The sequence below is a fragment of the Bradyrhizobium sp. A11 genome (genome assembly GCF_042077125.1).
In the GTDB taxonomy this organism is placed as follows: Bacteria; Pseudomonadota; Alphaproteobacteria; order Rhizobiales; family Xanthobacteraceae; genus Bradyrhizobium; species Bradyrhizobium japonicum_B.
The window spans coordinates 1223049-1249211 of record NZ_CP149509.1 but is presented as its reverse complement, the minus strand read 5'-3'; the positions used below and the strand labels follow the sequence as shown (position 1 = coordinate 1249211).

27 protein-coding genes are annotated in these 26163 nt (G+C 65.9%); 10 read left to right on the top strand and 17 right to left on the bottom strand.

The genetic code is table 11. The annotated features are described in order from the left end of the window. Nucleotides 1–74: 74 nt before the first annotated feature. Nucleotides 75–164, bottom strand: coding sequence for a K(+)-transporting ATPase subunit F (locus tag WI560_RS05825; RefSeq protein ID WP_018641117.1), 90 nt, complete (start codon nt 162–164; stop codon nt 75–77). 322 nt (nt 165–486) lie between these two features. Here WI560_RS05825 and upp point away from each other — a divergent pair, with 322 nt between their 5' ends. Beyond that, nucleotides 487–1122 carry a uracil phosphoribosyltransferase gene (upp, locus tag WI560_RS05820; RefSeq protein WP_257176899.1) on the top strand — a complete coding sequence of 212 codons (636 nt, stop codon included), beginning with the start codon at nt 487–489 and terminating at the stop codon, nt 1120–1122. 33 nt (nt 1123–1155) lie between these two features. Beyond that, complete coding sequence (locus WI560_RS05815) at nt 1156–2730, top strand: AMP-binding protein (RefSeq protein WP_375307230.1); 1575 nt, start codon at nt 1156–1158, stop codon at nt 2728–2730. A gap of 21 nt (nt 2731–2751) precedes the next feature. On the opposite strand, the gene WI560_RS05810 is transcribed toward WI560_RS05815, so the two are convergent. Next, nucleotides 2752–3918, bottom strand: coding sequence for an acyl-CoA dehydrogenase family protein (locus WI560_RS05810; protein WP_375307229.1), 1167 nt, complete (start codon nt 3916–3918; stop codon nt 2752–2754). A gap of 232 nt (nt 3919–4150) precedes the next feature. Here WI560_RS05810 and WI560_RS05805 point away from each other — a divergent pair, with 232 nt between their 5' ends. Next, nucleotides 4151–4603 carry a MaoC family dehydratase gene (locus WI560_RS05805; protein ID WP_375307228.1) on the top strand — a complete coding sequence of 151 codons (453 nt, stop codon included), beginning with the start codon at nt 4151–4153 and terminating at the stop codon, nt 4601–4603. Next, nucleotides 4603–5454, top strand: coding sequence for an HpcH/HpaI aldolase/citrate lyase family protein (locus tag WI560_RS05800; RefSeq protein WP_375307227.1), 852 nt, complete (start codon nt 4603–4605; stop codon nt 5452–5454). Before WI560_RS05805 ends, WI560_RS05800 begins: the two co-directional genes overlap by 1 nt. Before the next feature lie 50 nt (nt 5455–5504). Here the strand turns inward: WI560_RS05800 and WI560_RS05795 are convergent, their stop codons facing one another. After that, entirely contained in the window at nt 5505–5891 is a 387-nt protein-coding gene (locus WI560_RS05795; RefSeq protein WP_375307226.1) for a hypothetical protein, read from the bottom strand. Nucleotides 5892–6148: 257 nt separating this feature from the next. On the opposite strand from WI560_RS05795, the gene WI560_RS05790 reads away from it, so the two are divergent. After that, nucleotides 6149–6367 carry a hypothetical protein gene (locus WI560_RS05790; RefSeq protein WP_375307225.1) on the top strand — a complete coding sequence of 73 codons (219 nt, stop codon included), beginning with the start codon at nt 6149–6151 and terminating at the stop codon, nt 6365–6367. Between the two features lie 193 nt (nt 6368–6560). Here WI560_RS05790 and WI560_RS05785 read toward each other — a convergent pair whose 3' ends face one another. From WI560_RS05785 to WI560_RS05770, 4 genes are all read right to left on the bottom strand, one after another. After that, nucleotides 6561–7667, bottom strand: coding sequence for a trypsin-like peptidase domain-containing protein (locus WI560_RS05785; RefSeq protein WP_375307224.1), 1107 nt, complete (start codon nt 7665–7667; stop codon nt 6561–6563). 155 nt (nt 7668–7822) lie between these two features. Next, nucleotides 7823–8158: a hypothetical protein gene (locus WI560_RS05780; RefSeq protein WP_257176892.1), complete on the bottom strand. Its 336-nt coding sequence runs from the start codon at nt 8156–8158 to the stop codon at nt 7823–7825. Between the two features lie 87 nt (nt 8159–8245). Beyond that, nucleotides 8246–8737: an Hsp20/alpha crystallin family protein gene (locus tag WI560_RS05775; RefSeq protein ID WP_375307223.1), complete on the bottom strand. Its 492-nt coding sequence runs from the start codon at nt 8735–8737 to the stop codon at nt 8246–8248. 78 nt (nt 8738–8815) lie between these two features. Then, nucleotides 8816–9277, bottom strand: a complete 462-nt coding sequence (locus WI560_RS05770; RefSeq protein ID WP_028138237.1) for an Hsp20 family protein — start codon at nt 9275–9277, stop codon at nt 8816–8818. 315 nt (nt 9278–9592) lie between these two features. Between WI560_RS05770 and WI560_RS05765 the strand changes: the two genes are divergently transcribed. Genes WI560_RS05765 through WI560_RS05755 form a run of 3 tightly spaced genes read left to right on the top strand, consistent with a single transcriptional unit; the run spans nt 9593 to nt 13360 of the window. Further along, nucleotides 9593–10807 carry an ABC transporter substrate-binding protein gene (locus tag WI560_RS05765; RefSeq protein WP_375307222.1) on the top strand — a complete coding sequence of 405 codons (1215 nt, stop codon included), beginning with the start codon at nt 9593–9595 and terminating at the stop codon, nt 10805–10807. A gap of 7 nt (nt 10808–10814) precedes the next feature. Further along, entirely contained in the window at nt 10815–12548 is a 1734-nt protein-coding gene (locus tag WI560_RS05760; RefSeq protein WP_375307221.1) for an FAD-dependent oxidoreductase, read from the top strand. A gap of 17 nt (nt 12549–12565) precedes the next feature. Further along, nucleotides 12566–13360, top strand: a complete 795-nt coding sequence (locus WI560_RS05755) for an IclR family transcriptional regulator (RefSeq protein WP_375307220.1) — start codon at nt 12566–12568, stop codon at nt 13358–13360. Nucleotides 13361–13480: 120 nt separating this feature from the next. Here the strand turns inward: WI560_RS05755 and WI560_RS05750 are convergent, their stop codons facing one another. From WI560_RS05750 to WI560_RS05735, 4 genes are read right to left on the bottom strand one after another with little or no spacing between them, the layout of a single operon-like run. After that, nucleotides 13481–14260, bottom strand: coding sequence for an SDR family NAD(P)-dependent oxidoreductase (locus WI560_RS05750; protein ID WP_375307219.1), 780 nt, complete (start codon nt 14258–14260; stop codon nt 13481–13483). Between the two features lie 39 nt (nt 14261–14299). Continuing rightward, a complete protein-coding gene (locus tag WI560_RS05745; RefSeq protein ID WP_375307218.1) occupies nt 14300–15043 on the bottom strand; it encodes an aspartate/glutamate racemase family protein in 744 nt (247 codons plus the stop codon). A gap of 9 nt (nt 15044–15052) precedes the next feature. Further along, nucleotides 15053–16318, bottom strand: a complete 1266-nt coding sequence (locus WI560_RS05740; RefSeq protein WP_375307217.1) for an NAD(P)/FAD-dependent oxidoreductase — start codon at nt 16316–16318, stop codon at nt 15053–15055. Between the two features lie 4 nt (nt 16319–16322). Next, nucleotides 16323–17984: a thiamine pyrophosphate-binding protein gene (locus WI560_RS05735; protein WP_375307216.1), complete on the bottom strand. Its 1662-nt coding sequence runs from the start codon at nt 17982–17984 to the stop codon at nt 16323–16325. A gap of 240 nt (nt 17985–18224) precedes the next feature. Here WI560_RS05735 and WI560_RS05730 point away from each other — a divergent pair, with 240 nt between their 5' ends. Beyond that, nucleotides 18225–18914 (top strand): aspartate/glutamate racemase family protein, encoded by a 690-nt coding sequence (locus WI560_RS05730; RefSeq protein WP_375307215.1) that lies wholly within the window; start codon nt 18225–18227, stop codon nt 18912–18914. 73 nt (nt 18915–18987) lie between these two features. On the opposite strand, the gene WI560_RS05725 is transcribed toward WI560_RS05730, so the two are convergent. The 6 genes from WI560_RS05725 to WI560_RS05700 form a co-directional block, all read right to left on the bottom strand. Beyond that, nucleotides 18988–19770, bottom strand: coding sequence for an ABC transporter permease (locus WI560_RS05725; RefSeq protein ID WP_375307214.1), 783 nt, complete (start codon nt 19768–19770; stop codon nt 18988–18990). Then, entirely contained in the window at nt 19767–20579 is an 813-nt protein-coding gene (locus tag WI560_RS05720; protein ID WP_375308782.1) for an ABC transporter permease, read from the bottom strand. The genes WI560_RS05725 and WI560_RS05720 overlap by 4 nt, the downstream gene beginning before the upstream one ends. A gap of 69 nt (nt 20580–20648) precedes the next feature. Next, the gene (locus WI560_RS05715; protein WP_375307213.1) at nt 20649–21695 is read right to left on the bottom strand and encodes an ABC transporter substrate-binding protein; all 1047 of its coding nucleotides are present in this window, start codon (nt 21693–21695) and stop codon (nt 20649–20651) included. Between the two features lie 22 nt (nt 21696–21717). Further along, on the bottom strand, nt 21718–23025 hold the full coding sequence (locus tag WI560_RS05710; RefSeq protein WP_375307212.1) for an NAD(P)/FAD-dependent oxidoreductase: 1308 nt from the start codon (nt 23023–23025) through the stop codon (nt 21718–21720). Between the two features lie 16 nt (nt 23026–23041). Continuing rightward, nucleotides 23042–23758: an HAD family hydrolase gene (locus WI560_RS05705; protein ID WP_375307211.1), complete on the bottom strand. Its 717-nt coding sequence runs from the start codon at nt 23756–23758 to the stop codon at nt 23042–23044. Between the two features lie 49 nt (nt 23759–23807). Further along, on the bottom strand, nt 23808–24887 hold the full coding sequence (locus WI560_RS05700) for an ABC transporter ATP-binding protein (RefSeq protein WP_375307210.1): 1080 nt from the start codon (nt 24885–24887) through the stop codon (nt 23808–23810). Between the two features lie 211 nt (nt 24888–25098). Here WI560_RS05700 and WI560_RS05695 point away from each other — a divergent pair, with 211 nt between their 5' ends. After that, on the top strand, nt 25099–26037 hold the full coding sequence (locus WI560_RS05695) for a LysR family transcriptional regulator (RefSeq protein ID WP_257193113.1): 939 nt from the start codon (nt 25099–25101) through the stop codon (nt 26035–26037). Nucleotides 26038–26163: the final 126 nt, after the last annotated feature.

The window sequence follows — 26163 nt, the reverse complement described above, 5'->3', positions numbered from 1 at the left end:
GGCAGGAGCAGCGCGAGCAGAGCCGCGACGAGCACAGCGTCGGCCAGCAGCAATTGAACGAGCAGCAGCACGATTCAGAACCGCTCGGGCCGCAGCAGCGCGTAGGTGAGATAGACCAGGAGGCCGAACGAGACGGCGCCGGCGAGCGCATAATCGAAGATCATGGTCCGCTCCCTCACAGCCGTTCGCAGGCATAGGTGTAGCCGATCGCGAGGGCGAAGAAGGCGATGGCAAGCGCCAGCATCAGAAGGTCCATCATGGCGATACTCCTCGTTGCGCCTCATGTGCGGCGCAACCGCTTTCCCGGGACTCCGGTGAGCGCAAGGAGGGGTGGGCTTCCACGACCGGCCCGCGCTCTTGACCGTGCTGAGGTGCCACCGCAGGCATAGGTTTTCGAGACGATCGCGACGGCAAAGTTATAGGAATCTCATAAAGGCCAGGTGGAGCGATCTGGCGCAATTTCACGGAACCGTGTAGAGCGTTTTCATGAGCACCAGCAACGTCAACGTCGTCGTCCACCCCCTGGTCCAGCACAAGCTCTCCCTGATGCGGGAGAAGGACCGCTCGACCAAGAGCTTTCGCGAGATTCTGAACGAGATCGGGATGCTGCTCGCTTACGAGGTGACGCGCGATTTGCCGCTGGAGCTGGTCGAGATCGAGACGCCGATCGCGCCGATGCGGGCGCCCAAGATCGCCGGCAAGAAGCTCACGCTGGCGCCGATCCTACGCGCCGGCGTCGGTTTCCTCGACGGCATGCTGGCGCTGATGCCCTCGGCGCGCATCGCTCATATCGGGCTCTACCGCGACCCCGAGACGTTGCAGGCCGTGGAATATTACTTCAAGGCGCCGCAGGACCTGTCCGACCGCACCGTGATCCTGATGGACCCGATGCTGGCGACCGGCAACTCGGCCTGCGCCGGCGCCTCCCTGCTCAAGGCCCGCGGCGCCCGCGATATCCGCTTCGTGTGCCTTCTGGCCGCGCCCGAGGGCATCGCGCAATTCCAGAGCGAGCATCCCGACGTGCCGATCTGGACCGCCGCGATCGACGAGCGGCTCAACGACCACGGCTACATCGTGCCGGGGCTCGGCGATGCCGGCGACCGGATGTTCGGCACCAAGTAGACAGCTCGGCATGATCGCGTTACTCCCGTTGCCATGAGTGCCAATACGCTGTCGCTGCAATCGCTGATCCGGGCCGAGGCCGCCGCCGATCCCGCCTTCGTATTCGACGGCACGCCGGTCTCGCGCGCGGATTTCGCAAGAAGAGTAGAGCAGACCGCCGCCTGGCTCGCAGCGCAGGGCATCGGCAAAGGGGACGTCGTCGCGGTCTGGCTGGTCAACCGGATCGAATGGATCGCCCTGCTGTTTGCCGCCGCCCGATGTGGTGCGATCGTCGCCGCCGTCAATACGCGCTACCGGAGTGCGGAAGTCGCGCATCTGCTTCGCTTGTCGGGCGCCAGGCTGATGGTGGTGGAGGCCGCATTCCGCTCGATCGATTTTGCCGCGATCCTTGCCGGGATTGCCGAACACGAAGTCCCCGCGCTGCAACGGCTCGCGGTGGTCGGCGCGGATGCGATCCCGGCGCACTGGCCCTGCGTGCGCTTCGACGCCTTCGACAGCCTCTATCCGCCCGCGCCGCCGGCCGAGGACGATATCGACCTGCCGGTGCTGCTCTACACCACATCGGGCACCACCAAGGGACCGAAGCTGGTAGCGCATTCGCAGCGGACGCTGGCGAGCCATGCCGTCTCCGTCGCCAAGGCGCTGCGGCTCGATCCACAGCGTCACGCGCTGCTGGCCATGCTGCCATTCTGCGGCACCTTCGGCATGACGAGCCTGCTCGGCTTCGTCGCGGCCGGTGCAACCGTTCATGTGCTCGACGCCTTCGAGGCGGCGCCGGCCTTCGAGATTCTGCGCGAGCACAGGATCACGCATTCCTTCGGCTCCGACGAAATGTTCCGGCGCATTCTCGCCCTCACCGATGCGCCGCGCCCGTTCCCGCACCTCGAGCTCTGCGGTTTCGCCGCGTTCCAGCCAGGTTGGCGCGAGCTTGCGGCAGAGGCTGAATCCCGCGGCCTGCCGCTGTTCGGCCTCTATGGCTCGAGCGAGGTCCAGGCCCTGTTCGCGATCGCGCAGCCTAGCGATGCCTTCGCCGATCGCATCGAGGGCGGCGGCTGGCCGATGTCACCCGACGCAAGCGTGCGCGTGCGCGACACCGAGACCGGCGAGCTTGCAGCCAGCGGCATTTCCGGTGAGATCGAGATCAGCGCGCCGTCACGCTTCCTTGGGTACTTCCACAACCCGGATGCGACACGCGAGGCGATCACCGCGGACGGCTTCTTCCGCACCGGCGACATCGGCCGGCTGCGCGGCGACGGCTCCTTCGTCTACGAGACCCGCGCCGGCGATGCCATGCGGCTGGGCGGCTTCCTGGTCGCCCCCGGCGAGATCGAGGATGAGCTCAAATCCTGTGCCGGCGTGAGTGATGCCCAGGTGGTTGCGGTCGATCTGAAGGGTCAGGCGCGCTGCGTCGCGTTCGTGATCCCGGCAAGGGAGCCGCCGCTGCAGGAGAAGTTGATCGCGCATCTGCGCGAGCGGCTCGCCGGCTACAAGGTCCCGGCGCGGATCTATCTCGTGGACGCCTTTCCGGTCACCGACAGCGCCAATGGCGTGAAGATCCAGCGCGCCAGGCTGCGCGCCATGGCGATGGAGCGGATCGCCGCCGAATAGGCCGCTTGCGCCAAGGCGCGTTCAATACGACTTGGCGAGCCCCAGCACCTTCTCGGCGATGAAGCTGAGCGCGAGCTGCGGGCTGACCGGCGCGATGCGCGGGATCAGGATTTCTCGCAAATATCGCTCGACGTGGAATTCCTTGGCATAGCCGAAGCCGCCATGGGTCATCACGGCCTGCTCGCAGGCCGAGAAACCCGCCTCGCCCGCGAGGTACTTTGCGGCGTTGGCCGCAGCGCCGCACGGCATGCCCTTGTCGTATTGCCACGCCGCCGACATCACCATCAGCCAGGCCGCCTCGAGCTCGACCCAGTTCACCGCGAGCGGATGTTGGATGCCCTGGTTCTTGCCGATCGGGCGGTTGAACACGATTCGCGTCTTGGCGTATTCGGTGGCGCGCGACAGCGCCAGCTTGCCGAGGCCAACCGCCTCCGCCGCGATCAGGATACGCTCCGGGTTCATCCCTTCGAGGATGTACTCGAAGCCTTTGCCTTCCTCGCCGATACGGTTTTCCATCGGGATCTCGAAATCCTCGAAGAACAGCTCGTTGGAATCGACGACCTTGCGGCCCATCTTCTCGATCTCGTGGACCTTGATCCTGCTGCGGTCGAAATCGGTATAGAACAGGCTGAGACCGTGGGTCGGCGAGCGCACCTCCTCCAGCGGCGTGGTACGCGCGAGTAGCAGGATCTTGTGTGCGACCTGCGCGGTCGAGATCCACACCTTCTGGCCATTGACGATGTAGCGGTCGTTCTTGGCGACCGCGCGGGTCTTGAGCTGCGTGGTGTTGAGGCCGGTGTTGGGCTCGGTGACGGCGAAGCAGGCCTTCTCGCGGCCCTCGACCATCGGGGGCAGCATGCGCTTGCGCTGCTCCTCGGTGCCGAACACCACGACGGGATTGAGCCCGAACACGTTGATGTGCACGGCGGATGCCCCGGACATGCCCGCGCCCGATTCCGCAATGGTGCGCATCATGATCGCAGCTTCGGTGATACCGAGCCCCGAGCCGCCGTAGGCTTCCGGCACGCAGATACCGAGCCAGCCGGCGTCCGCCAAGGCCTTGTGGAAGTCGTGCGGGAAGCCGCCGTCGTTGTCCTTCTTCAGCCAATAGGCGTCCGGAAAGCCTTCGCAGATCTTGGCGATGGCATCGCGAATGGCTTCCTGCTGATCGGTGAGCGCGAAATCCATGGGTGTCGGCCTCCTCCTTGGGAGCCGCGACCACGCCATCTCCCGTCTCTTCGCGTTCCCTGCGCAAAGGCCATCGCGACTTGCTGCGCCCCGACGTGCCCTCGCCTGCGTTGTTTAGCTCGAAATTCCGGGTGCAGATACGTGAATTTGTCTGTCAACTGTGTCTACCATGCATGGGCTCATGCGGCGTGACGCCAAGAGCGCGCCGTTATTTCGCATGGAGGAAACCGCGATGGCCGGACTTTACTTCGAAGACTTTTCCGTGGGCCAGGAGTTCAAGCATCCGCTGACGCGAACCGTCACGGAGATGGACAACACGATGTTCAGCCTGCTGACGCTCAACCCGCAACCGCTGCATATCGACGCGCATTTTGCCGAAAAGACCGAGTTCGGCCAGCGCATTTTCAACAGCCTTTACACCCTCGGCATCATGATCGGCATGACGGTCTATGATACGACCATGGGCACAACCGTCGCCAATCTCGGCATGACCGACGTCACGTTTCCAAAACCGGTCTTCCATGGCGACACCCTGCGGGCGACGACGAAGGTGCTTGCGTTGAGGGAATCCAAATCGCGCCCGAGAGCGGGCATCGTCGAGTTCGAGCACCATGCCTTGAACCAGAACGACGAGATCGTGGGCAAATGCCGCCGCATGGCGATGATGCACAAGAGGCCGGTCTGATGCGTTCGATGCTGTTCGTGCCGGGCGATTCCCCGCGCAAATTCGAGAAGGCGAGCGAAGGCAGGGCCGACGCGCTGATCATCGATCTCGAGGATTCCGTCGTCACCGATAAGAAGCCGGAGGCGCGCACCTTGACGCTTGCAATGCTGAAGCGCCGTCCCGGCCCGCACCAGCTCTATGTCCGCGTCAACGCGCTCGACACCGGCATGACGCTGACCGACCTCGCGGCGGTGCTGCCGGGCAGGCCCGACGGCATCGTGCTGCCGAAATCGCAAGGAGGCGACGACGTGCGCCAGGTCGCGACCTGGCTCGAAGCGCTGGAAGCTGCGGCCGGCACCGCGATCGGCACGACGCGGATCGTCTGCGTCGCGACGGAGACAGCAAGCTCGATCTTCGGCCTCGGCAGCTACAAGGGTTGCTCCCCCCGCCTCGCCGGCCTGATGTGGGGCGCGGAAGACCTCTCGGCGTCGCTCGGCGCCACCGAGAAAGCCGCAGGGGGCGTGTTCCACAGCCCCTATCGCCTCGCGCGGGATCTATGCCTGATGGCGGCGGCCGCGGCCGAGGTCGCGCCAATCGACACGGTCTATACCGACATCGACAACCTCGCCGGCCTCGAGCAGGAGACGCGCGCCGCGCGGCGCGACGGTTTTTCGGCGAAGGCGCTGATCCATCCCAAGCATGTCGACATCGTCAATGCGGCGTTCGCGCCGACGAACGAGGAGCGGACCTGGGCCGAGAAGGTGATCGCGGCGTTTGCCGGCAATCCCAATTCCGGCACGCTGCGGCTCGACGGCCAGATGATCGACAGGCCGCATCTTCGCGCCGCGAAGAAGATCCTCGGCCAGCCCTAGGTCGGGGTGCAAGCGGCTGCAACCGAAGGCATCGGCTTGAGGAGACGGTTTCAGTCGAAGCCCTGAACGGGCGGTGTCGAGCTCTGCGCTGGCGCGGCGGGCGCGGCTTGAACCGGCGGCGGAGCCGGATTGGCGGCAGCTCGCATCTGGCCATTGGCATTCATGGCCTGGCGCGTGGGCGGCGGGCTCCTGGTCGCGGCCGCGCGGCGCGGCGGCGGCCGATGTCCTGCCGATTGCGACCCTCTGATGCCCCAGGAGCGGGCGATCGACGGTCCCGCGGTGTAACCGATCAAAGCCCCGGCGACTGCCCCGACCGGTCCAAGCACGACCGCGCCGGATACCGCGCCGAGCGCCGCATCGCCGGCGCGCTCCTGCGCAACCGCGCTCACGGGCACACAGGCCAGCATTGCGACAGCACTGATCAGAGCTTTCATCATCGGAGCGCCTCCCTCACGGGAAACCACTCCTGCTCAAATATGGCCGCACGAGGTTCGCTTGCCGGCCAACAGAAGGCAATCGCACGGCGGATCCGGTCGCCGCAGAGCCACCGCCGCCAACCGAAGGTTGTGGCAGCGGCGTGCGAGCTTCGAACATCTTGACAGCGGTTTCGCGCTGAATATTTTTTCGGGCGAGAAAGCACTTTCTCACCCTCGAAAAATCAAAGGATCCAAGGCGACCGTCTGGAGAGACGACGATGCTCGATGAGAATCTGGCCCGCATACGTGCGCACCGCAATAATATTCACCGCTATCGGCGGCTGCTGAAGACGAGGCTGTCGCAGCTGGAGCGCGATTTCATCGAGAGACGCCTGGCAGAAGAGAGGTCGGCGCTCGATGCGCTGACCACGGCGACATTCCCTGTCGGCTTCCGAGCCGCCGGAGTGCCGGCCGAGGCGATGGGTGTGGCGCGCTGAATCGGCAGCGGGAGCTGCTCATTCGAGGCAGCGAGAGGGCGATCGGCCATTGCGAGCTTCTGCTTGCAGGCGCCAAGAGCGAGCATGAGCGCGAGCTCTATCGGCTGCGGCCGCAGGGTCGTTCACCTCCCCCGCAAGCGGGCGAGGGAGTGCACCTCCATCATGGCGGGCACGAGCCTCATCGCGTCATGCTTTAGCGAACGAGGCGATTGGGGCCTGCAAGCGCACTGCTCGGTTGGTTCGCCGGCGCCACGCGCACCGTGGCGGTCAGCGGCGCACCGTTGCGCAGCAGAGTGAGCCTCACCTCCTCCCCGACTCGCGCGAGGCCGATCGTGTTGCGGAGCTGGGCGGCGGTGCGGATCGGACGCTCGTCGGCTGCGGTGACGATATCGCCCTTGCGCAGGCCGGCCCTTTCCGCGGGCGAGTCCGCAGCGATCTCGGCGACGACGGCGCCTTGATTCAGTCCCTTGTTGATCGACGGATGCAGATCCTTCAGCGAGACGCCGATGCGGCCGCGCTCGACGCGGCCGCTCACGATGATCTGCTCCATCACCTTGCGCGCCATGTTGACCGGAATGGCGAAGCCGATGCCGACATTGCCGCCGGCCGGCGAGATGATCGCCGAGTTGATGCCGACCAGTTCGCCGCGCAGGCTCACCAGCGCCCCGCCGGAATTGCCTGGGTTGATCGCAGCATCGGTCTGGATGAAATCCTCATAGCCCTGCTTGCCGAGACCGGTGCGGCCCAGCGCGCTGACGAGGCCGGATGTCACGGTCTGGCCAAGGCCGAAAGGATTGCCGATCGCCAGCACGAAATCGCCGACATCGAGCGCATCGCTGTCGCCGAAGGGAAGCGCCTTGAGGCCCGCGGGGCTCTGGATCTGGAGCACGGCAACGTCGGTCGGCGGATCGCGCCCGACCACCTTGGCGGAAAACTGCCGGCCGTCCTTGGTCGTGATCTGGACGGCGGAGGTGCCCTCGACCACGTGATTGTTGGTCAGCACGTAGCCGCGCTCGGCATCGACGATCACGCCGGAGCCGGTCGCGTTGACCTCCTTCTCAATCTGCCTGGGAACGTCGAAAAACTCGCGGAACAGCGGGTCGCGATAGAGCGGGTTGTCCTCGCGGACGCGGCCGTGGACGGAAATATTGACCACGGCGGGTGTCACCCGGCGCACCAGCGGCGCCAGCGTCGGCACCGGGCCGCCGGTCTTCATGTCGGGAATCTGGCCGGCGGCAGGCTGTGACGCCGTGAGCGTCAGCACCAGCATCGCCAGCAAGAGCGGACGCACAGCGTTCATGTTCTTTCCTGCCGCTTTGTATGGAGATCGGAGAGTGAAGTGGCTTCACGCCTCGCGTGAGGCGACGATCCAGCCTTGCATGGCCAGGAACGGAGCGGCGAAGGCCGCCGAGGCCTGACCGAGCAACACGAGGCCCAGAACGGTCTGCGTGAGCATCATCGGCTTGCCCCCTCTGCGGCGGCCCAGGGCCGCCGCAGCCGCATCGGCACGCCGCCGCCGCGCGGCGGATCGTCATTGTCGTTGTCGCCGTCGAGCTTGCGCAGGGCGGCCAGGATGTCGGCGAGCCGGACCGTATGGCTCATCCCGGGAATCTCGCGCAAGGCGGGACAGGATTCGACCGCGTACATGTCGGACGCCCAGGACGACAGGATGATGCGTTTCTCCGGCGGAGAAAGCTCCGTCGCATTGAGAACGTCGGCAGGCGAATCGTAATGGGCCGCGGGGTGAAACAGCGGATTGAGAGTGCCGGTATTGGTATTGACGTTGGTCATTTCTGGACCTCCCCTCATGCTCCTTTCCAAGGGACGGGCTTGTTGACGATGATGGAGCGGCGGCAATTGCCGCCGCCCCGCCTTCACTTAACGCGTGTTGATCGCGATGCGCTTGACGCCTTCGCGCGCCTTCTCGGATTTCGGCAGCATCACGGTGAGGACGCCGTTCTTGAACGACGCCTCGGCCTTGTCCTCCTCGACGCCGTCGAGCGGGATCTGACGTTCGAAGCTGCCGTAATAGCGCTCGGTGAAGTACTTGCCTTCGCCGTTGCGCTCCGCCTTCTTCTCGCCGCGCAGCGTCAGCACGCCATTGGCGATCTCGACCTGGACGTCCTTCTCGGTGAGGCCGGGAAGCTCGGCCGAGACGGTCAGCGTCTTGTCGGTCTCGCTGAGCTCGACCTTCGGCCAGCCGAAGCGGCCCTCCATCAGCGGCGAAAGGCTGGTCCCGCCGAAGCCGCGGAAGACGTCGTCGAACAGACGGTTCATCTCGCGATGAAGCGTCAGGAAGGGATCGAAATTGTCGCGCCCAGGCGCAAGCTCCTGTTTGCCTGACCAGGGAATCAGATCACGAAAACCCATGGTTCTCTCCTCCATGCATCGGGGAAGCGCGGCCCACGCATCGCGCGCCGCGCTTCGCCGTCTCGCTTGCTCGAGAGCCTAAGCCGCTTTCTTCTGCTCGATCTGCGATGCCGCAGGCGCGGCGCCCGAGATCGGAATCCGCCGCGGCTTCATCGCTTCCGGAACCTCGCGGACGAGGTCGATGATCAACAGCCCGTCCTGGAACGAGGCCTGCTTCACCTGGACATAGTCGGCAAGGTTGAACACGCGCCGGAACGGCCGCGCGGCGATGCCCTGGTACAGGTATTCGCGCGCAGCGGTCTCGGGCTTCCTGCCCTCGATGGTGAGCGCGTTCTGTTCGGCCGTCACCGTAATGTCGCTGGCGCCGAAGCCTGCCACCGCAAGGCTGATCCGGTAATGGTCCTCGCCGGAGCGTTCGATGTTGTAGGGGGGATAATTGTCCTCGGTCGCCTGGCGCAGCGTGCTGTCGACGAGGTCGGCCAGGTGATCGAAGCCGATGGTGGAACGCCACAGGGGCGCGAAGTCGAAACTGGTCCTCATAACCAAGTCCTCCTGAGAGCAAGATGGATACGAAGGAGCGCAGGACAGCGTTTTCGGACGAGGTCCGAAGACCGGCCCGGCGCCCGTACCGGACCCGATCCGGCATCCGGCACACCGCTCTCGCGGCGAAAAACGACTTAGAAAATCGAACATTCGTTTCAAGGGGCCGATCAGAAAAAATTTCGGGCCCGGGGCTCTTCGCACCCCCGCTCATTTGCCGGAGGTTATTCGTTATTGACAAATCTATTCGCTTATATCTAATTTACCTCCAGAACGATCAGCCGCCATGCGGCCAACAAAAGAGAGGAAACAACAATGAGAGGGTATCTCGCCTGCGCCATGCTCGCGGCCATGACTTCGGCTGCCATGACCACGGCAGCGACCGCGCAAGTCTCCGATGACGTGGTGCGGATCGGCGTGCTGACGGATCTGTCGAGCTGGGGCCGCGACAACAGCGGGCCGGGTTCGGTCGAGGCCGCCAAGATGGCGGTGGAGGAATTCGGGCCGACCGTGCTTGGCAAGCCGATCGAGATCATCAGCGCCGACCACCAGATGAAGACGGACGTCGGCGTGCAGATCGCGCGCGGCTGGTTCGACAACGGCAAGGTCGATGCCGTGGTCGACATCCCCAATTCCGGCATTGCGATCGCCGTGCACAACATGGTGCGAGAGCGAGGGAAGGTCGCGCTGCTCTCCGGTCCCGGCGCCAGCTCACTGACCGACGAGCTGTGCAGCCCCAACACCGTGCACTTCACCTACGACACCTATGCGCTGTCAAAGGTGACGGCCTCGGCCGTGATCAAGGAAGGCGGCAAGTCCTGGTATTTCATCACCGCCGACTATGCCTTCGGCCAGCAACTCGAGAAGGATGCCACGCGCTTCATCAACGAGATGGGCGGCAAGGTGCTCGGCGGCGTCAAGCATCCGACCAACACCGCAGACTTCTCCTCCTTCGCGCTGCAGGCGCAGAGCTCCAAGTCCGACGTCGTCGCCTTCGCCAATGCCGGCCAGGACACCGACAACGCCATCAAGCAGTCCGGCGAGTTCGGCCTCGTTCAGGGCGGCCAAAAGCTGGTCGGCCTTTTGATGTTCGACACCGACGTGCACGCGATCGGCCTTAAGGCCGCGCAGGGCACCTATATGACCACGGCCTCCTACTGGGCCATGGACGAGGCCACGCGCGCCTGGTCGAAGAAGTTCTACGAGCGCACCAAGGTGATGCCGACCATGATCCAGACCGGCGTCTATGGCGCGGTTCTGCATTATCTGAAGTCCATCAAGGCCGCCGGCACCGACGAGTCCGCCAAGGTGATGGCGAAGATGCGCGAACTGCCGATCGAGGATATCTTCGTCCATGGCGGCAAGTTGCGCGAGGACGGCCGGGTCATCCGGGACATGTATCTCGCCAAGGTGAAGACGCCCGAGCAATCGAAGGAGCCGTGGGACTATCTGGACATCGTCAAGACCGTGAAGGGCGAAGACGCCTTCCGCCCGGTCTCGGAGTCCAAATGTCCGCTGCTGAAGAAGTGAGGTCCAGATGACCGGCAACGAGCATAGCGCAAGCGAAACCTACGAGTGCGATGTGCTCGTGGCCGGATCGGGCTGCTCCGGCATGTCGGCCGCGATCACCGCCCGGTCCCGCGGCCTCGACGTCCTGATCGTCGAGAAGGAGCCGCGCTTCGGCGGCACCACCGCCCGCTCCGGCGGCTGGCTCTGGATTCCCGGGACGTCGCTGGCGAAAGCCTACGGCATCGAGGAGACGCCGGAGCAGGCCCGCACCTATCTGCGACACGAAGCCGGCAACAACTTCGATGCGGCACGCGTCGATGCATTTCTGGCGGCCGGCCCCGAGGCGGTCGATTTTTTCACCACCAAGACCGCGTTGCGCTTCGACATGCCGCTGGTGTTTCCGGACTATCACGCGGAGGCGCCGGGCGGCGCGCAGGGCGGCCGCTCCATGGTGACGCGTCCGTTCGACGGCCGCGAGCTCGGCGACCTCATCAAGTCGCTGGGCATGCCGCTGCCCGAGCTGACCGTGTTCGGCATGATGCTTGGCTCCGGCAAGGAGATCATCCACTTCATGCGGGTGACGAAGTCGCTGACGTCGGCGGTCTATGTCGCCAAGCGCTTGTCGCGGCACCTGATGGACGTGCTGCGCTACGGCCGCGGCATGACCTTGACCAACGGCAATGCGCTCGCCGGGCGCCTCGCAAAATCCGCGCTCGACCTGAAGATTCCGATGTGGCTGTCCTCCCCGGTGCGCGAGCTGACGGTCGAGAACGGCACTGTGACCGGCGCCATCGTGTCGCGCGAGGGACGCGAGGTCCGCGTCCGCGCCCGCCAGGGCGTCGTTCTCGCCTGCGGCGGCTTCCCACACGATGTGGAGCGGCGCAGAAAAATGTTTCCGCACGCACCGACCGGCAATGAGCATTTTTCGCCGGGGCCCACCGGCAACACCGGCGACGGCTTGCGTCTTGCGGAGCGCGCAGGCGGGCATGTCGAGGACCGCCTGCCGAACGCAGCAGCCTGGGTGCCGGTGTCGCTGACCACGCGCAAGGACGGCTCGAAGGGGGTGATGCCGCATTTCATCGACCGCGCCAAACCCGGCGTGATCGCGGTGATGCGCGACGGCAGGCGTTTTGCCAACGAGGGCAATTCCTATCACGACTTCGTTCAGGCCATGGTCAAGGCCGCCAAGCCCGGCGAGGAGATCGCCGCCTTCCTCGTCTGCGATCACAAGACTCTGCGCAAATACGGCCTCGGCTGCGTGCCGCCCTTCCCGATGCCGCTGGGTCATCACCTCAAGACCGGCTACCTGATGCGCGGCGACACGCTGGAGGCGCTGGCGGCCAAGGCCGGCATCGACGCCACGTCCTTCGTCGAGACCGTCAGGCAGTTCAACGCCACCGCCCCGCTCGGTCACGATGCTGCCTTCGGCAAGGGCTCGAAAGCCTACAACCGCTACCAGGGCGATGCGCTGCACGGCCCGAATCCCTGCGTCGCGCCGATCGGGAACGGGCCGTTCTATGCCATCAAGATGGTGATCGGCGATCTCGGCACCTATGCGGGCATCGTCACCGACGAGAACGCGCGCGCGCTCGACGCCGAAGGCCGGGTCATCCCAGGGCTCTACGCTGCCGGCAACGACATGGCGAGCATCATGGGCGGCAATTATCCCGGGGCCGGCATCACGCTTGGGCCGGCGCTGACCTTCGGCTACATTGCCGGCCGTCATCTCGCCGACAGCGCCGAAAAGCGCGACGCGGCTTGAGCCACGCCAGGAAGCGCATGAGCAGGGAAAGCCGCGGCATCCAGTCCATCGAGGTCGGCGGAGAATTGCTCCGCGCGCTCGCAAGATGCGGCGAGCCGATGATGCTGCGCGATCTCGCGCGCGAGGCCGGCATGGCGCCGGCCAAGGCGCACCCCTATCTCGCCAGCTTCTCGCGCATCGGGCTGATCGAGCAGGACGAAACCACCGGCCGCTACGAGATCGGCGCGCTGGCGCTGGAGCTGGGGCTGATCAGCCTGCGCCGGCTCTCCGGCGTCCGCATCGCAAGGCCGAGGATCGCCGCGCTCGCCAGCCAGATCGGACATGCCGTGTCTCTCGCCGTGTGGGGCACGCACGGCCCGACCGTGGTCCAGCTCGAGGAGCCGGCCCAGCCGGTCCACATCGTGATGCGGGTCGGCTCGGTGATGGCGCTGCTGGAGACCGCGACCGGGCGGGCCTTCGCGGCGTTCCTGCCGGAGCAGACGATCACCGCCGCCCTCGAGAGCGGGCTCGACCGCCACGGCGTCGGCTACAATCCCAAGCGCGCCGTGAAGGGCGCCAAGCTAACCGAGATGCTCGCGGAGGTCCGCAAGCACGGCCTCGCCCGCGCCCTCGGCGATCCCCTGCCCGGCGTCAATGCCTTCTCGGCCCCGGTGTTCGACCATTCCGGCCACGTCGCGCTGGTCATCACCGCGATGGGCCCCGAAGGCACGTTCGATGCGCGCTGGGACAGTCCGATCGCGCATGCCTTGCGCGACTGCGCCGGCGGCATCTCGAAGCGGCTCGGTCACGGGATGACGGTGGCGGCTGAATAGGATTGGACGCCCCCGCCGTCATGGCCGGGCTTGTCCCGGCCATCCACGCAGCACCGCGATTGCTGACAGCCGTGGATGCCCGGGACAAGCCCGGGCATGACGACTGAGATGCAGCGAGGCCTACTTCTCCTTCACTGGCACCGTGTAGTTCAGGACCAGCCTTCCGCCGTCCGGATAGATCGTCTGTCCGGTGATGTAGGAGGCATCGTCGCTCGCCAGGAACGCCACCACCGAGGCCACCTCGCTCGGCTCACCGCCGCGGCCGGCCGGCGTGCGCGACATCACGGTCTTGCGGGCGTCATCTGACGTGTAGATCGACGACTTCACCATGTCGGTCAAAATCGTGCCTGGTCCGACCGCGACGACGCGGATGTTGTGCGGGGCAAGCGCAACAGCGGCAACCGACGTCAGCTGTTTCATGCCGCCCTTGGACATCGCGTAGGTCGCCAGCGCCGGGATCGCCAGCAGTGCATTCACCGAGGACATGTTGATGATGACGCCGCCACCGCCCTGCGCGATCATCTGCCTCGCCGCGGCCTGCACGCCGAAGAATGCGCCCTTCAAGTTGATGCCGATGATCTCGTCGAACTCCTCTTCGGTGATGTCGAGGATGTCCCGGTTGCGTGCGACGCCGGCATTGTTGACCATGATGTCGAGCCGGCCGAATTCCTTCGCGGCGGTGGCAACGAGCTGATCCACATCGGTGCGCTTGGCGACATTTCCGACCACGGTGCGCAGGGCATCCGGCCGGCCCAGCTCCGCGGCCGTCGCGGCGAGGCCTTCCGCATCGACGTCCGAGATGACGACCTTGACGCCGTCGTCCAAGAATCTCTTCGCGCAGGCCTTGCCGATGCCGCGCGCCGCGCCGGTGATGGCGGCGACCTTGCCGGATAGTTTCATGGGCTGCTCCAGGACTTGTGACGATCTCGCGGGACGCGGTCACGCAAAGACGCGCGGGCGCAGTCCGGCGTGAAACCAGGTGATCATGGAATAGATGTCGTAGACCGGCAATCCCACCTCGGCCTGAAGCGCCGCGGCGTAAGGCGGCATGTTGGTGCATTCGAGCACGATGGCGCCGACATCGGGATTCCCGGCGACGAGCTGCTTGCCGGCCTCGACCACGTCACGCTCGGCCTGCGCGATGTCCATGTCGTCCTTCTCGGCCTTGATCAGGACGCGAAAGAACTCCTTGCCGTTCTCGGTGCCGACCAACGGCGTGTCGAGCGGCACGCCTGCGCCTTCGAGATGGGCCGGCGTCAGGGTCGAGCCCGACACCGTGACGAGACCGACGCGCTTGCCCGGCGGCAGGGTCGCCTGCACCCACGGCACCTGCATCAGCGAGGAGGTTGCGACGGGAACGCCGACCGCGGCCGCGATCTCCTTCTGGAACAGCGAGAGGAAGCCGCAATTGGTGGTGATGGCCTCAGCCCCTAACCGCACCAGGTCCTTCGCCGCATCGATGAAGTCGGGCAGCAGGCCGGCCGCGCCCTTCAACACCACCTTCTCGGGCGAAGCCCCGCTCACCACGCGATAGAGCACGGGGAACGGCCAGGTGGTGCCGTTGCCCATGTCGCCGGGAATGCGGGGAAAGCGCGCTTCCAGCATCAAAATGCCGAGCGGCGCGCCGTAGATGGCCTTACCGCCACGGGCGATGCGGGAGGACGAATGAGCCGTGTTGGTCATGCTGCGACCTCAGAGGAAACGTTCGGGCGCGAAGGGAAGAAGCGGAATTTCCGGTTGCCTGCCGCTGAGGAGCTGCGCGACGAGGCGGCCGGTCCGGGCCGAGCCGACCAGGCCGACATGGCCATGACCGAAAGCGTAGACGATATCACGCGAGGCGCGCGCATAGCCGATGCAGGGTCGCCCATCCGGCATGCTTGGGCGATGGCCGAACCAGGTCTTGATGCGCGAGGCCGGAATATCCCTCGGCAGTTTCGGGAACATGCCGAGAAGATGATCGCGCAGGATCTCGGCGCGCTTCCAGTTCGGCGCGGCCTCGAGGCCGGCGATCTCGACCGTGCCGGCGGCGCGCAGGCCCTTGTTGGTCCAGTTCACCACCATCTTGGCGTCGGACGCCATCATCGAGCTGCGCGGACCCACTTCCGGATTCTCGATCATCACATGATAGCCGCGCTCCGTTTCCAGCGGCAGTGGATCGCCGATCGATGCCGTCAGCTGCTTCGAGCGGGCCCCGGCGGCGACGACGGCAGCATCGCAAGCGATCTCGCCGGTATCGGTCAGAACAGCCACCAGCTTGTCGCCATTCAGCCTCAAGCCGGTCGCCTTGGCCCGCGCGTGCTTCGCGCCAATGGCGATCGCATGATTGGCGAGCGCGGCGACATAGGCGCCGGGATCGCGGCAGCGTCCGGCCTCTTCCACCACCACGCCGAAGGTGTAGCGCGGATGCAGATCCGGCTCGCGCTGGCGCATCTCGTCGGCGGAAAGCTCCAGCCATTCGACGCCGACCTTCCTGCGCAGGCGCCAGCCGAGATCGTTGTCGAAATTGCCGCGCGACGGAAACACATGCATCACGCCGTTGCGCTCGATCAGCTCGGGGACGCCTGCCTCTTCGGCCAGTTTCCGGTGCAGCAGCGGTGCGTCCTTCAAGAGATCGCGCAGCGCGAACGCCGTCGTCTCGACCCGCGCCGCGGTCCAGCCCGAAAGCAGGTATTTGACCAGCCAGGGCAGCGCCTTCGGCAAATAGGACCAGCGGATCGCGAGCGGCCCGAGCGGGTCCATCAGATAGCCCGGCACCTTCCTCCAGATGCCAGGCTCCGCCGGCGGGATCACCGAATGCGACGACAGCCAGCCGGCATTGCCATAGCTCGCCGCCTGTTCGCCGCCGGGCTCGCCCGGATCGATCAGCGTGACGCGATGCCCCTCGCGCAGCGCCTCGATGGCGCTGACGACCCCGACCGCGCCGGCTCCGATGATCGCGACGTGGCGGCCGGCCGCCATCGCTTTAAGCCTTCACCGCGGGCGTGAAATCCTTGCCGACCGAGATCGCGCGGGGATCGATGATGCAATGGAGGATCGACGGCTTGCCCGAGGCCAGCGCACGCTCGAACGCCGGCGCGAATTCTTCCGTGCGCTCGACCCGTTCGCCATGGCCCCCGAACGCCTTCGCATACATCGCGAAGTCAGGGTTCTTGAGCTGGGTGCCGACGACGCGGCCGGGATAATCGCGCTCCTGGTGCATGCGGATGGTGCCGTATTGCGAATTGTCGACGACGACGACGATCAGGGCTGCGTCATATTGCACGGCGGTCGCGAATTCCTGGCCGTTCATCAGGAAGCAGCCGTCGCCGGCAAAGGCGACGACGATTCGATCCGGATATTGCCGCTTGGCGAGCACGCCCGCCGGCACGCCATAACCCATCGAACCCGAGGTCGGTGCCAGCTGCGCGGCAAAGCTGTGGAAGCGGTGATGGCGGTGGATCCAGCCAGCGTAGTTGCCGGCGCCGTTGCAGACGATGGCGTCCTTCGGCAGCCGGTCGCGCAGCCAGGTCATGACCTGGCCGTACTGGAACGTGCCCGGCAGCTCGCGCGCCTTGTCGGTCCAGGCGAGGTAATCGGCATGGGCCTTGGCGGCCTCGCCCTTCCAGGCCACTGCGCCCGAGGGCTTCAGCGTCTCGACGGCGGCCGCGAAGGCCGCAGGCGTTGCCTGGATCGCGAGCGCCGGCTGATAGACGCGGCCGAGCTCCTCCGAGCCCGGATGCACATGGACCAGCTTCTGCTTTGGCGAGGGAATGTCGAACAGCGTGTAGGACGAGGACGGCATTTCCGACATGCGGCCGCCGATCAGCAGAACGACGTCGGCGTCATCGATGCGCGCCTTCAGGCCCGGGCTCGGCCCGATGCCGAGATCGCCGGCATAATGCGAATGATCGGCATCGATCAGCGAGGCCCGGCGGAACGAGGTCGCGACCGGCAGGTCGAAGCGCTCGGCAAAGCGCGCGATGCTCTTGGTCGCCTCGTCGGTCCAGCGCGAGCCGCCGAGGATCACCAACGGTGCCTTGGCACCCGCGAGCATGGCGCCGAGCTTTTCGAGATCGGCCGGCGCGGGCCAGCTCACCGCCGGCTCAATGCGCAAGGCATCGGCGACGGCCGCGGTCTCGGTCAGCATGTTCTCCGGCAGCGCGATCACCACGGGACCGGGACGGCCCTGCATGGCGACGCGGAAGGCCCGCGCGACCAGCTCCGGAATGCGGTCGGGACGATCGATCTCGACCGCCCATTTCGCCATGGAGCCGAATACCGCCTTGTAGTCGAGCTCCTGAAACGCCTCGCGCTCGCGCATGCCGGTGTCGACCTGGCCGACGAACAGGATCATCGGCGTCGAATCCTGCATCGCGATGTGGACGCCGTGGCTGGCATTGGTGGCGCCGGGACCGCGGGTGACGAAGCAGATTCCGGGCCGGCCCGTGAGCTTGCCATAGGCTTCCGCCATCATGGCCGCGCCGCCCTCGGCGCGGCAGATCACGACGTCGATCGGGCTGTCATGCAGCGCATCGAGCGCGGCGAGATAGCTCTCGCCCGGCACGCAGGTGACGCGCTCGACGCCTTGCGCGACGAGCTGATCGATCAGGATCTGCCCGCCGGTGCGGGTGTTGCGGATGGTCATGACGGCTCCCTCAAGGCTCTGGCGATGCGCCATTATTCGGCAACTGCGTAAGACAGGCCGAGAGCGCGCGCAAGGTCGAAAGGCCCTGATCGCCTGCACGGGCGTCATGCCGGTCCGTGCCGTTTGCACGACGGCCTGTTCGCGACCTTCGACCGTAACAGGCCCTGCAATCAAGCAACGGCTACCGGGCTTCGAGGTCTTCGGTTACGATCCGGTTGAACCAAATTTGGAGCAACTGGAATGCAGACCATCGGCCTGATCGGCGGCATGAGCTGGGAGAGCACGGCGCTCTATTACAAGCTGATCAACGAGCGCGTCCGCGATCGCATGGGCAAGCTGCATTCCGCCCCGCTGCTGCTGTATTCCTACGATTTCGAAGAGATCAAGCAAATGCAGTATGCGGGCCGCTGGAGCGAGGCGGCAGCCAGCCTGGCCGAGGTCGCGCGGCGCCTCGAAAGTGCCGGCGCGCGGGCGATCGTGTTGTGCACCAACACGATGCACAAGCTGGCCCCCGAGATCGTCTCCAGCGTGACCATCCCGTTCATCCACCTTGGCGATGCGACGGCGCAGCGGATTCGGGCGAAAGGCTACCGGCGGGTCGGGCTGCTCGGCACCAGGTTCACGATGGAGGAGGACTTCTACATCGACCGGCTGCGCGCGCATGATCTCGACGTGCTGGTTCCGCCCCCCGAGGCGCGCGCCGACGTCAACCGCATCATCTACGACGAGCTGTGCCTCGGAATCGTCGCCGATGCTTCGCGTCGTCGTTACCAGGACGTGATGGCAGCGCTCGTCGCCGCAGGCGCGGAATGCATCATCCTCGGCTGCACCGAGATCACGATGCTGGTCGGCCCCGATGACACGTCGGTCGAGACGTTCGACACCACGGCCATTCACGCCGAGACGGCCGCGGATTTCGCGATCGGGTGATGCTGAACAAGGGCTCGCGACGCCTCGTGCAACGGCGTCCGGCGCGCCGGATTGCGCCAGGCAACGCCGCCCCTCACCCGTCCTTCTTCCGCGCGCTCGCCAGCAGCACCAGCATGAACGAGGCCGCCGTCATCAGCGTCGAGATCGCGGCGATGGTCGGGTCGATCTCGTCGCGCAACGCGGTGAACATGCGCTTGGTCAGCGGCTGATACTGGCCGCCCGAGATGAACAGCGCGACGATGGTTTCGTCCATCGCCGAGATGAAGGCGAAGATGCCGCCGGCGACCACGCTGGACTTGATCTGCGGCAACGTCACCGCAAAGAAGCTGCGGAGGCGGTTCATGCCGAGGCTGCGCGCCACCATCTCCTGCGCCGGATCGAAGCTCTGCAGGCCTGCCAGCACCGAGATGACGACGTAAGGCAATCCCAGCATCACATTCGCCAGAACGAGGCCGGGCATGGTCGCGACCAGGCCGACCTTGGCATAGACAAAGAAGATGCCGACCGCGGTGATGATGATTGGCACCACCAGCGGCAGCAGGAGCGCCATGTGGATCACGCGCATGATGCGCAGTTTTGACTGGCTGATGGCGTAGGCGGCGGCGACGCCAAACGGCGTCGCGACCAGGACGGTCAGGGCCGCGACCGTCAGCGTCACCTGCGTCGCCTGCATCCAGGCGGGGCTGGCGAAATATTGCTGGTACCAGCGCAGCGAGAACGACGGCGGCGGGAAGGTCAGGAAGCGCGCGCTGGAGAACGAGATCGGCACGATGATCAGGACCGGCAGGATCAGATAGACCAGCACCAGCGCGCTGAACACGTAGAGGACGATGCGTGCGGGCGAGAGACGGTTCATTTCTGCCCCAGCACGCGATCGAGCGAGATGAAGCGGCTGACGAGAACGAAGATCGCGAGCACGCCGAGGAGCAACACGACCGCCACGGCGCTGGCGGCGCCGAACTGGCTATAGAGCTCGACATTGCGGCTCACCAGCATCGACACCATCACGGTGCGGCCGCCGCCCAGCAATTCCGGCGTGATGTAGAAGCCGAGGCAGAGCACGAACACCATGGTGCAGCCCGCCAGCACGCCCGGCAGCGACAGCGGCAGGAACACGCGGGCAAACGTCAGCGACGGGCTTGCGCCCAGGCTGGCGCCGGCCTGCATCAGCTCGCTCGGGATCTTCTGCATGGTCGCATAGAGCGGCAGCACCATGAAGGGCAGCAGGATGTGCACCGTCGCGACGACCGTGCCGAAGGTGTTGTGGACCAGCGCGAGCGGCTCGGAGACCCATTCGAGATGGCGCAGGAACTGGTTGATCACGCCGCTGCGCTGCAGCAGCACCAGCCAGGCATAGGCGCGCACCAGCACGCTGGTCCAGAACGGCAGCACGACCAGCGACAGGATGAGGATGCTCCAGCCCTTCGGCAGCGCGTTGGCGAGATAAGCGACGGGATAGCCGAGCAGCAGTGCAATCAGCGTGACCGCGAGGCTGATCTCGAAGGTCAGCGCAAAGCTGCGCCAGTAGATGTCCTCGGTGAAGACGCGGCGATAATTCTCCAGCGTGAAGCCGTCATGGTAGATCGACTGCCAGGCGAGCCAGCCGACCGGCAGCACGATCAGAGCCAGGATCACGAGCAACGCCGGCGACACCAGCGCCAGCATCAGGCCGTGCTCGCGGCGCTGATGCTTCTGCGATGGATCTGAGACTGATGTCGTCAACGTTGCCTCGCCTCACTTCTGCATGAACGACGCCCAGCGCTTCTCCGCGGCCTCGCCGGCGGGCGAGGACCACCAGGCGTAGGACATCAGCGCCTGCTTGGCCGCATTGGCCGGCTCGCTCGGCAATTGCGCGGCGCGATCGGGCTTGATCACGTTCGTTTCGAATGCCTTGGGATTGCCCGGGCCGTAATCGATGTGGAGCGGCAGATTGGCCTGGTGCACGGGATCGACGGCTTCGTTGAGGAATTTCACCGCGGTGGCGAGATTGGGCGCGCCCTTGAGGATGCAGAGCGAGGTGCTCTGCAGGACGCCCTGGTTGTAGGTGAAGGCGACCTTGGCGCCTTCCTTGGCGACCGCGCTGACGCGGCCGTTCCAGGCCATCTCCATGTCGACCTCGCCGTCGTTGAGCAGCTGCGCCGACTGCGCGCCCGAGGTCCACCACACCGTGATGTGCGGCTTGATCTCCTCGAGCTTCTTGAAGGCCCGGTCGACATCGAGCGGATAGAGCTTGTCCGGCGCGACGCCGTCGGCCATCAATGCCGCCTCGAGCGTCGCGAACGGGTGGTTGCGCAGCGCGCGACGGCCGGGAAATTTCTTCACATCCCAGAAATCGGCCCAGCTGTTCGGCGCGTCCTTCGGAAATGTCTTCTGGCTGTAGGCCAGCACGCTCGAATAGAACTCGTAAGACACCGAATACGGACTGCGATAGGCCTCCGGCATCGCCGCGCCGTTCGGAATCTTCGAGAAGTCCAGTTTCTCGATCAGACCCTGCTCGCCGCCGCGCAGGCAGTTGCCGGTGGGGGTGTCGACCACGTCCCAGATCGGCTTGCCGCTGCCGACCTGCGTCTTGATCGCGGGCCAGGCGTCGGGAATCGAGTCCTGGTTGATGGTGATGCCGAGCTTCTTGGCGGAGGGATCGAGGATCGCCACCGTCTGCGCCTGCTGATAGGCCCCGCCCTGCGAGACGAAGGTGATCTGCTCGGCCGCATCGGCGGCCGTGCTCAATCCGATTGCGCTCAGCAGCGCGCAGCTCAGTCCAAAACTCTGCTTCATCGTCATCCTCGCCTCCTCCAAAGAGATCTCACCGACCGATCGCATCGAGAAACTGGTACCAGCCGGCGACCATGCGCACGGCGGGCTCGCGCAGCGGGTAGAGCGGAATCGTCTTCATCCGCCGGACGTCGAGCAGGCCGACATCGGGGCTTTCGCCGCGCACGAAAGCGGCGAGATAGCGACCCATCAGGCTCGACATCGCAACGCCGGCGCCGTTGTAGCCCAGCGAGACCAGCGTGCGGTCGTCGAGCCGGCCGATATGGGGCACCGAGTCCAACGTCATCGCGACCAGGCCCGACCATTTGTAGTCGAGCGGAACGTCGGCGAGTTCGGGGAAGATGCCGACCATCGCCTTGCGAAGTGCGTCGAACGCGGCTTGCGAATCCTGCTTGCCGAAGGCGCCGCGGCCGCCGAAGATCACGCGGTGATCGACCATGCGGAACCAGCGCATCATGCGCTTGGTCTCGGTATAGGTGCGCCCCGACGGCATCAGCTTTCCCGCAAGATTGCGCGGCAGCTGTGCGGTCGCGACCATGGCGCTGCGGAACGGGACCAGCGTGCGCTGCAGATGCGCGGTGGCGCCGGTGAGGTCGGAATAGCTGTTGGTGGCGATGATCGCCTGTCTTGCGCGCACGGCGCCCTGCGGCGTCTCGGCGACGATGCCGTCCTTCTCGCGCCGCAGCCTCACGACGGGCGACTCCTGGAACATCGAGACGCCGCGGCGCGCGACGCCGTCGGCGAGGCCGCGCAGGTAGTTCAGCGGATGGATACCGCCGGAGCCGGGATGGAGCACGCCGCCGACGAAGATGTCCGAGCCGGTCTCCTCGCGCACCCCGCTCTTGTCGAGGATGCGGACCTCGGCAGAGCCCATCTCGCGCGTCATCCAGTCGGCTTCGTCGATCGCGGCCCGGAGCGTCGTCTCGTTATGCGCGGCCTTGACCTGGCCGGTGCGCGTCAGGTTCGCGCTGGTGATGCCGAACTCCGACACCAGCTCCTCGACCATGTCGGTCGATTCATGCGCGATCTCGTACATGCGCTTCGCCATGGCGCGGCCATGCGCGGCGTCGATCTCGCGAAACGACAGCCGGAACTTTGCGGTGATGACCCCGCCATTGCGGCCGCTCGCGCCCCAGCCGGGGCGGTTCGCCTCAAGCACGATTGGCGCGAGGCCGCTCTTGGCGATGTGGTGCGCCGCCGAGAGCCCCGTGTAGCCGGCACCGATGATCACCACATCGGCCTGTTGCTCGCCCGACAGCACGGGAAAATCGCGCGCCGGCGCCGCCGTGGCTTCCCACAGCGAGTTGGCCGACGGCAGCGCGCTCCAGTCCCGTGTCATGCCCGCGCTCACGATGCTACGCCGCAGGCCCAACGGCGGCGTCGGCGAGCGCCTTCAACGTCGGGAAATGGAAGTCCGGCTTGGTCAGCGTCTCCACCGCCGGCGTGCCGCCGAAGCCGGCGATGCCCTGGCGACGCTCGATCCAGCACACCTTGTAGCCGAGCTTCCGCGCGATGCCGATGTCGTGGTACTGGCTCTGCGCGACATGCAGGATGTCGGACTGCTTGTAGCCGAACGCGGACTGGCGCCCCCTGTTGTAGGCGAAGAACTCTGGATTGGGTTTTGCCACCCCGGTGTCGTCGGCACACACCGTGTCGTCGAAGGGATCGCCGAGCGCGTGGGCATAGCAGGACAGCGCGACGCGGTCCGCGTTGGTCATCGCCACCAGCCGGAATTTCGTCCGCAGGCGCCTCAGCGCCTCGACCGAATCCGCGAACGGCCCCCAGCGCAGCACGGCAAGCTGGAACATGTCGCAGGCCGCATCATCGGCGGGCAGTCCGAGTTCGGTGGCGAGATGACGATAGACGTGGAACATCGCCTCGCTGGAGCGCCCGTAATGCTTGTCGCGGCCGCGCTTGTAGGGCTCGAAGATCTGGTCGTCGCTGAGCTCGGCCGGCGTCTTGCCCGAGATCCTGCGCACCGCGGAGAGCACGCCGGCCTCGAAATCGATCAAGGTGCCGACGACGTCGAAGGTGAGAACCTTGAAATTGCTGAACGCGGCTTGGGTCGACATGTCAGTTTCTTCTTTCGGTTGGACAAGGCTTGAGGTCAGTCCCCCCACTTCAGTCCACTCTCGGCACGACGATGGTGTCCTCGGGGTGAAGGGTGACGGTGAGGCTGCCGCCGAGCGGCGGAATGCGGCTATAGGCCTGGTGGTAGCTCGGCTGGCGCAGGCTGAGCGCAATGCCGTTTTCGAGCGCCAGAAAGATGCGCAGGCTTTCGCCCTGATAAACGATGTCGGTGACCGTGCCGGTCAGCCGGTTGCAGGCGGCATCCTGCGCGCCGTCGTCGATCAGGAGCTTTTCGCTGTGCACGGCGAGCATCAGCGCATCGCCATCGGGAATGACGCGGGCGCTGCGCAGCAGCGCATTGCCTAGCGCGACGCTGGAGGCATCGACGCGGCGAACGGGGAGCATCGTCGCTTCCCCGATGAAGCTCGCGACGAAGGAATCGGCGGGATGATCGTGCAGGCGCTCGGGCACGTCGATCTGGATCAGCCGGCCGTCCTTCATGACCGCGACGCGGTCGCTCATGGTCAAGGCTTCGCGCTGGTCATGGGTGACATAGATGATGGTGGCCTGGATGCGCCGGTGCAGCGCGCGCAGCTCGATCTGCATGGATTCGCGCAGCTGCTTGTCGAGCGCCGACAGCGGCTCGTCCATCAGGATCAGCCGCGGCTCGAAGATCATGGCGCGCGCCAGCGCCACGCGCTGGCGCTGGCCGCCGGAGAGCTGCGCGATGCCGCGCTCCTCGTAGCCGGCGAGCCCGACCATGCCGAGCGCCGCGCGCACCTTGTCGGGCCAGGACGTCTTCGGCAGGCGGCGGGCGCGCAAGGGGAAGGCGACGTTCTCGCCGACGCTCATATGCGGGAACAGCGCGTAGTTCTGGAACACGACGCCGATGTCGCGCTTGTGCGGCGGCATGTAGGTGACGTCGCGGCCGCCGAACAGGATCGTGCCCGCCGACGGCAGGATGAAGCCGCCCAGAATTCCAAGCAACGTGGTCTTGCCCGAACCGGAGGGACCGAGCAGCGACACGAACTCGCCGGCGCCGACATTGAGGGAGACGTCGTCGAGGGCGCGGACGGGGCCATAGGCCTTGCTCGCGGATCTGATCTCGACGCTTTCCGCTCGTTTGTCCAACGATCGACCTCGCCCGTCCCTGCAACGGCGTGCCTCACTGCGCGCCATAAGCCTGCTTTATAGACAGGGAATCCGAGCAATCGGGATCGAAGCGTGCGCCGCACCAAATCCTTGCTCGCCAGCCCCTGTCTTTAGGCTGTGATCGCGATGACAACAGACTTGGCAAAACTCGGCAATTGCCAAATTCTCACGCGGCTCATAACATGGCGTTATGCCTGAGCTTCGCCGCATGCTGCCGTCGAGCAACGCCCTGTTCGTCTTCGACGCCGCGGCGCGCAATGGCAGCTTCACGGCCGCGGCCGCCGAATTGAATGTCACGCAGCCGGCGGTGAGCCGGATGCTCGGTCAATTCGAGGAGCATCTCGGCGTGCGCCTGTTCGATCGCAAGGCGGGACGCGCGGTGCTCACCGAGGAGGGCGAACTGCTCTATCGCCGCGTGCTCGACGGCTTTCGCAGCATCGAGAGCGGGCTGGTCGAGATCGAGCGGCGCCGCAAGGGCACCGAGACGGTGACGCTGTCGGTCTCGTCGGCCTTCACGACGCATTGGCTGATGCCGCGCATCGACAAGCTGCAGAAGCAGTTTCCGCAAGTCGATCTGCGCTTCCAGCTCATCTCCGGCGCGTTGCGCGGGCCGGTGGAGAATGTCGATCTCGGCATGCGCTTCCGCGATCGCGACGAGCCGCCATCGGGCGGCACGCTTGTGATGAGGGAAGTCATGCTGCCGATGTGCAGCCCCTCCTATCTCGGCGAAACCGATCCCACCGAAGGCAACACCATCATCCGCCTTGCCGAGACGCCGGGCGACTGGGCCGCGGATTACGCATCGCTCCTCACCGGGCGCCGCGGCGCGGCCAAGGCGCTGAGCTTCACCGATTATGCCGTCGTGGTGCAGGCCGCCCTGCTCGGCCAGGGCATCGCGCTCGGCTGGCTGACGGTCGCCTCGCACTGGCTGCTCACCGGCGCGCTGGTGCCGGCCTCCGACCGGCTCACCACCACGCGCCGCGTCTGCGAATTCCTGCCGCCGCGCAACCGCCCGATGCGTCCGATCGCCGCCGAGATCCGCGACTGGATCATCGCGCAGATGGCAAGCGAGATCGCGGCGATCGACCGGCTCTATCCGAAGCTGGGGGCAATGGCGGCGTGCTATTAGTGCCCCTCTCGCCCCGCTTGCGGGGAGAGGGTCGGGGTGAGGAGGACTCTCCGCGGGGGTGGTGAGAGACGGACTCGCGGAGAGTCCCCCTCACCCGGATCGCATCTTCGATGCAATCCGGCCTCT

What these genes read in the sequence shown, in the direction of transcription:
- WI560_RS05825 (WP_018641117.1), bottom strand. Translation starts at nt 164, where the DNA reads ATGATCTTCGATTATGCGCTCGCCGGCGCCGTCTCGTTCGGCCTCCTG.
- upp (WP_257176899.1), top strand. Translation starts at nt 487, where the DNA reads ATGAGCACCAGCAACGTCAACGTCGTCGTCCACCCCCTGGTCCAGCAC.
- WI560_RS05815 (WP_375307230.1), top strand. Translation starts at nt 1,156, where the DNA reads ATGAGTGCCAATACGCTGTCGCTGCAATCGCTGATCCGGGCCGAGGCC.
- WI560_RS05810 (WP_375307229.1), bottom strand. Translation starts at nt 3,918, where the DNA reads ATGGATTTCGCGCTCACCGATCAGCAGGAAGCCATTCGCGATGCCATC.
- WI560_RS05805 (WP_375307228.1), top strand. Translation starts at nt 4,151, where the DNA reads ATGGCCGGACTTTACTTCGAAGACTTTTCCGTGGGCCAGGAGTTCAAG.
- WI560_RS05800 (WP_375307227.1), top strand. Translation starts at nt 4,603, where the DNA reads ATGCGTTCGATGCTGTTCGTGCCGGGCGATTCCCCGCGCAAATTCGAG.
- WI560_RS05795 (WP_375307226.1), bottom strand. Translation starts at nt 5,891, where the DNA reads ATGATGAAAGCTCTGATCAGTGCTGTCGCAATGCTGGCCTGTGTGCCC.
- WI560_RS05790 (WP_375307225.1), top strand. Translation starts at nt 6,149, where the DNA reads ATGCTCGATGAGAATCTGGCCCGCATACGTGCGCACCGCAATAATATT.
- WI560_RS05785 (WP_375307224.1), bottom strand. Translation starts at nt 7,667, where the DNA reads ATGAACGCTGTGCGTCCGCTCTTGCTGGCGATGCTGGTGCTGACGCTC.
- WI560_RS05780 (WP_257176892.1), bottom strand. Translation starts at nt 8,158, where the DNA reads ATGACCAACGTCAATACCAATACCGGCACTCTCAATCCGCTGTTTCAC.
- WI560_RS05775 (WP_375307223.1), bottom strand. Translation starts at nt 8,737, where the DNA reads ATGGGTTTTCGTGATCTGATTCCCTGGTCAGGCAAACAGGAGCTTGCG.
- WI560_RS05770 (WP_028138237.1), bottom strand. Translation starts at nt 9,277, where the DNA reads ATGAGGACCAGTTTCGACTTCGCGCCCCTGTGGCGTTCCACCATCGGC.
- WI560_RS05765 (WP_375307222.1), top strand. Translation starts at nt 9,593, where the DNA reads ATGAGAGGGTATCTCGCCTGCGCCATGCTCGCGGCCATGACTTCGGCT.
- WI560_RS05760 (WP_375307221.1), top strand. Translation starts at nt 10,815, where the DNA reads ATGACCGGCAACGAGCATAGCGCAAGCGAAACCTACGAGTGCGATGTG.
- WI560_RS05755 (WP_375307220.1), top strand. Translation starts at nt 12,566, where the DNA reads ATGAGCAGGGAAAGCCGCGGCATCCAGTCCATCGAGGTCGGCGGAGAA.
- WI560_RS05750 (WP_375307219.1), bottom strand. Translation starts at nt 14,260, where the DNA reads ATGAAACTATCCGGCAAGGTCGCCGCCATCACCGGCGCGGCGCGCGGC.
- WI560_RS05745 (WP_375307218.1), bottom strand. Translation starts at nt 15,043, where the DNA reads ATGACCAACACGGCTCATTCGTCCTCCCGCATCGCCCGTGGCGGTAAG.
- WI560_RS05740 (WP_375307217.1), bottom strand. Translation starts at nt 16,318, where the DNA reads ATGGCGGCCGGCCGCCACGTCGCGATCATCGGAGCCGGCGCGGTCGGG.
- WI560_RS05735 (WP_375307216.1), bottom strand. Translation starts at nt 17,984, where the DNA reads ATGACCATCCGCAACACCCGCACCGGCGGGCAGATCCTGATCGATCAG.
- WI560_RS05730 (WP_375307215.1), top strand. Translation starts at nt 18,225, where the DNA reads ATGCAGACCATCGGCCTGATCGGCGGCATGAGCTGGGAGAGCACGGCG.
- WI560_RS05725 (WP_375307214.1), bottom strand. Translation starts at nt 19,770, where the DNA reads ATGAACCGTCTCTCGCCCGCACGCATCGTCCTCTACGTGTTCAGCGCG.
- WI560_RS05720 (WP_375308782.1), bottom strand. Translation starts at nt 20,579, where the DNA reads ATGCTGGCGCTGGTGTCGCCGGCGTTGCTCGTGATCCTGGCTCTGATC.
- WI560_RS05715 (WP_375307213.1), bottom strand. Translation starts at nt 21,695, where the DNA reads ATGACGATGAAGCAGAGTTTTGGACTGAGCTGCGCGCTGCTGAGCGCA.
- WI560_RS05710 (WP_375307212.1), bottom strand. Translation starts at nt 23,025, where the DNA reads ATGACACGGGACTGGAGCGCGCTGCCGTCGGCCAACTCGCTGTGGGAA.
- WI560_RS05705 (WP_375307211.1), bottom strand. Translation starts at nt 23,758, where the DNA reads ATGTCGACCCAAGCCGCGTTCAGCAATTTCAAGGTTCTCACCTTCGAC.
- WI560_RS05695 (WP_257193113.1), top strand. Translation starts at nt 25,099, where the DNA reads ATGCCTGAGCTTCGCCGCATGCTGCCGTCGAGCAACGCCCTGTTCGTC.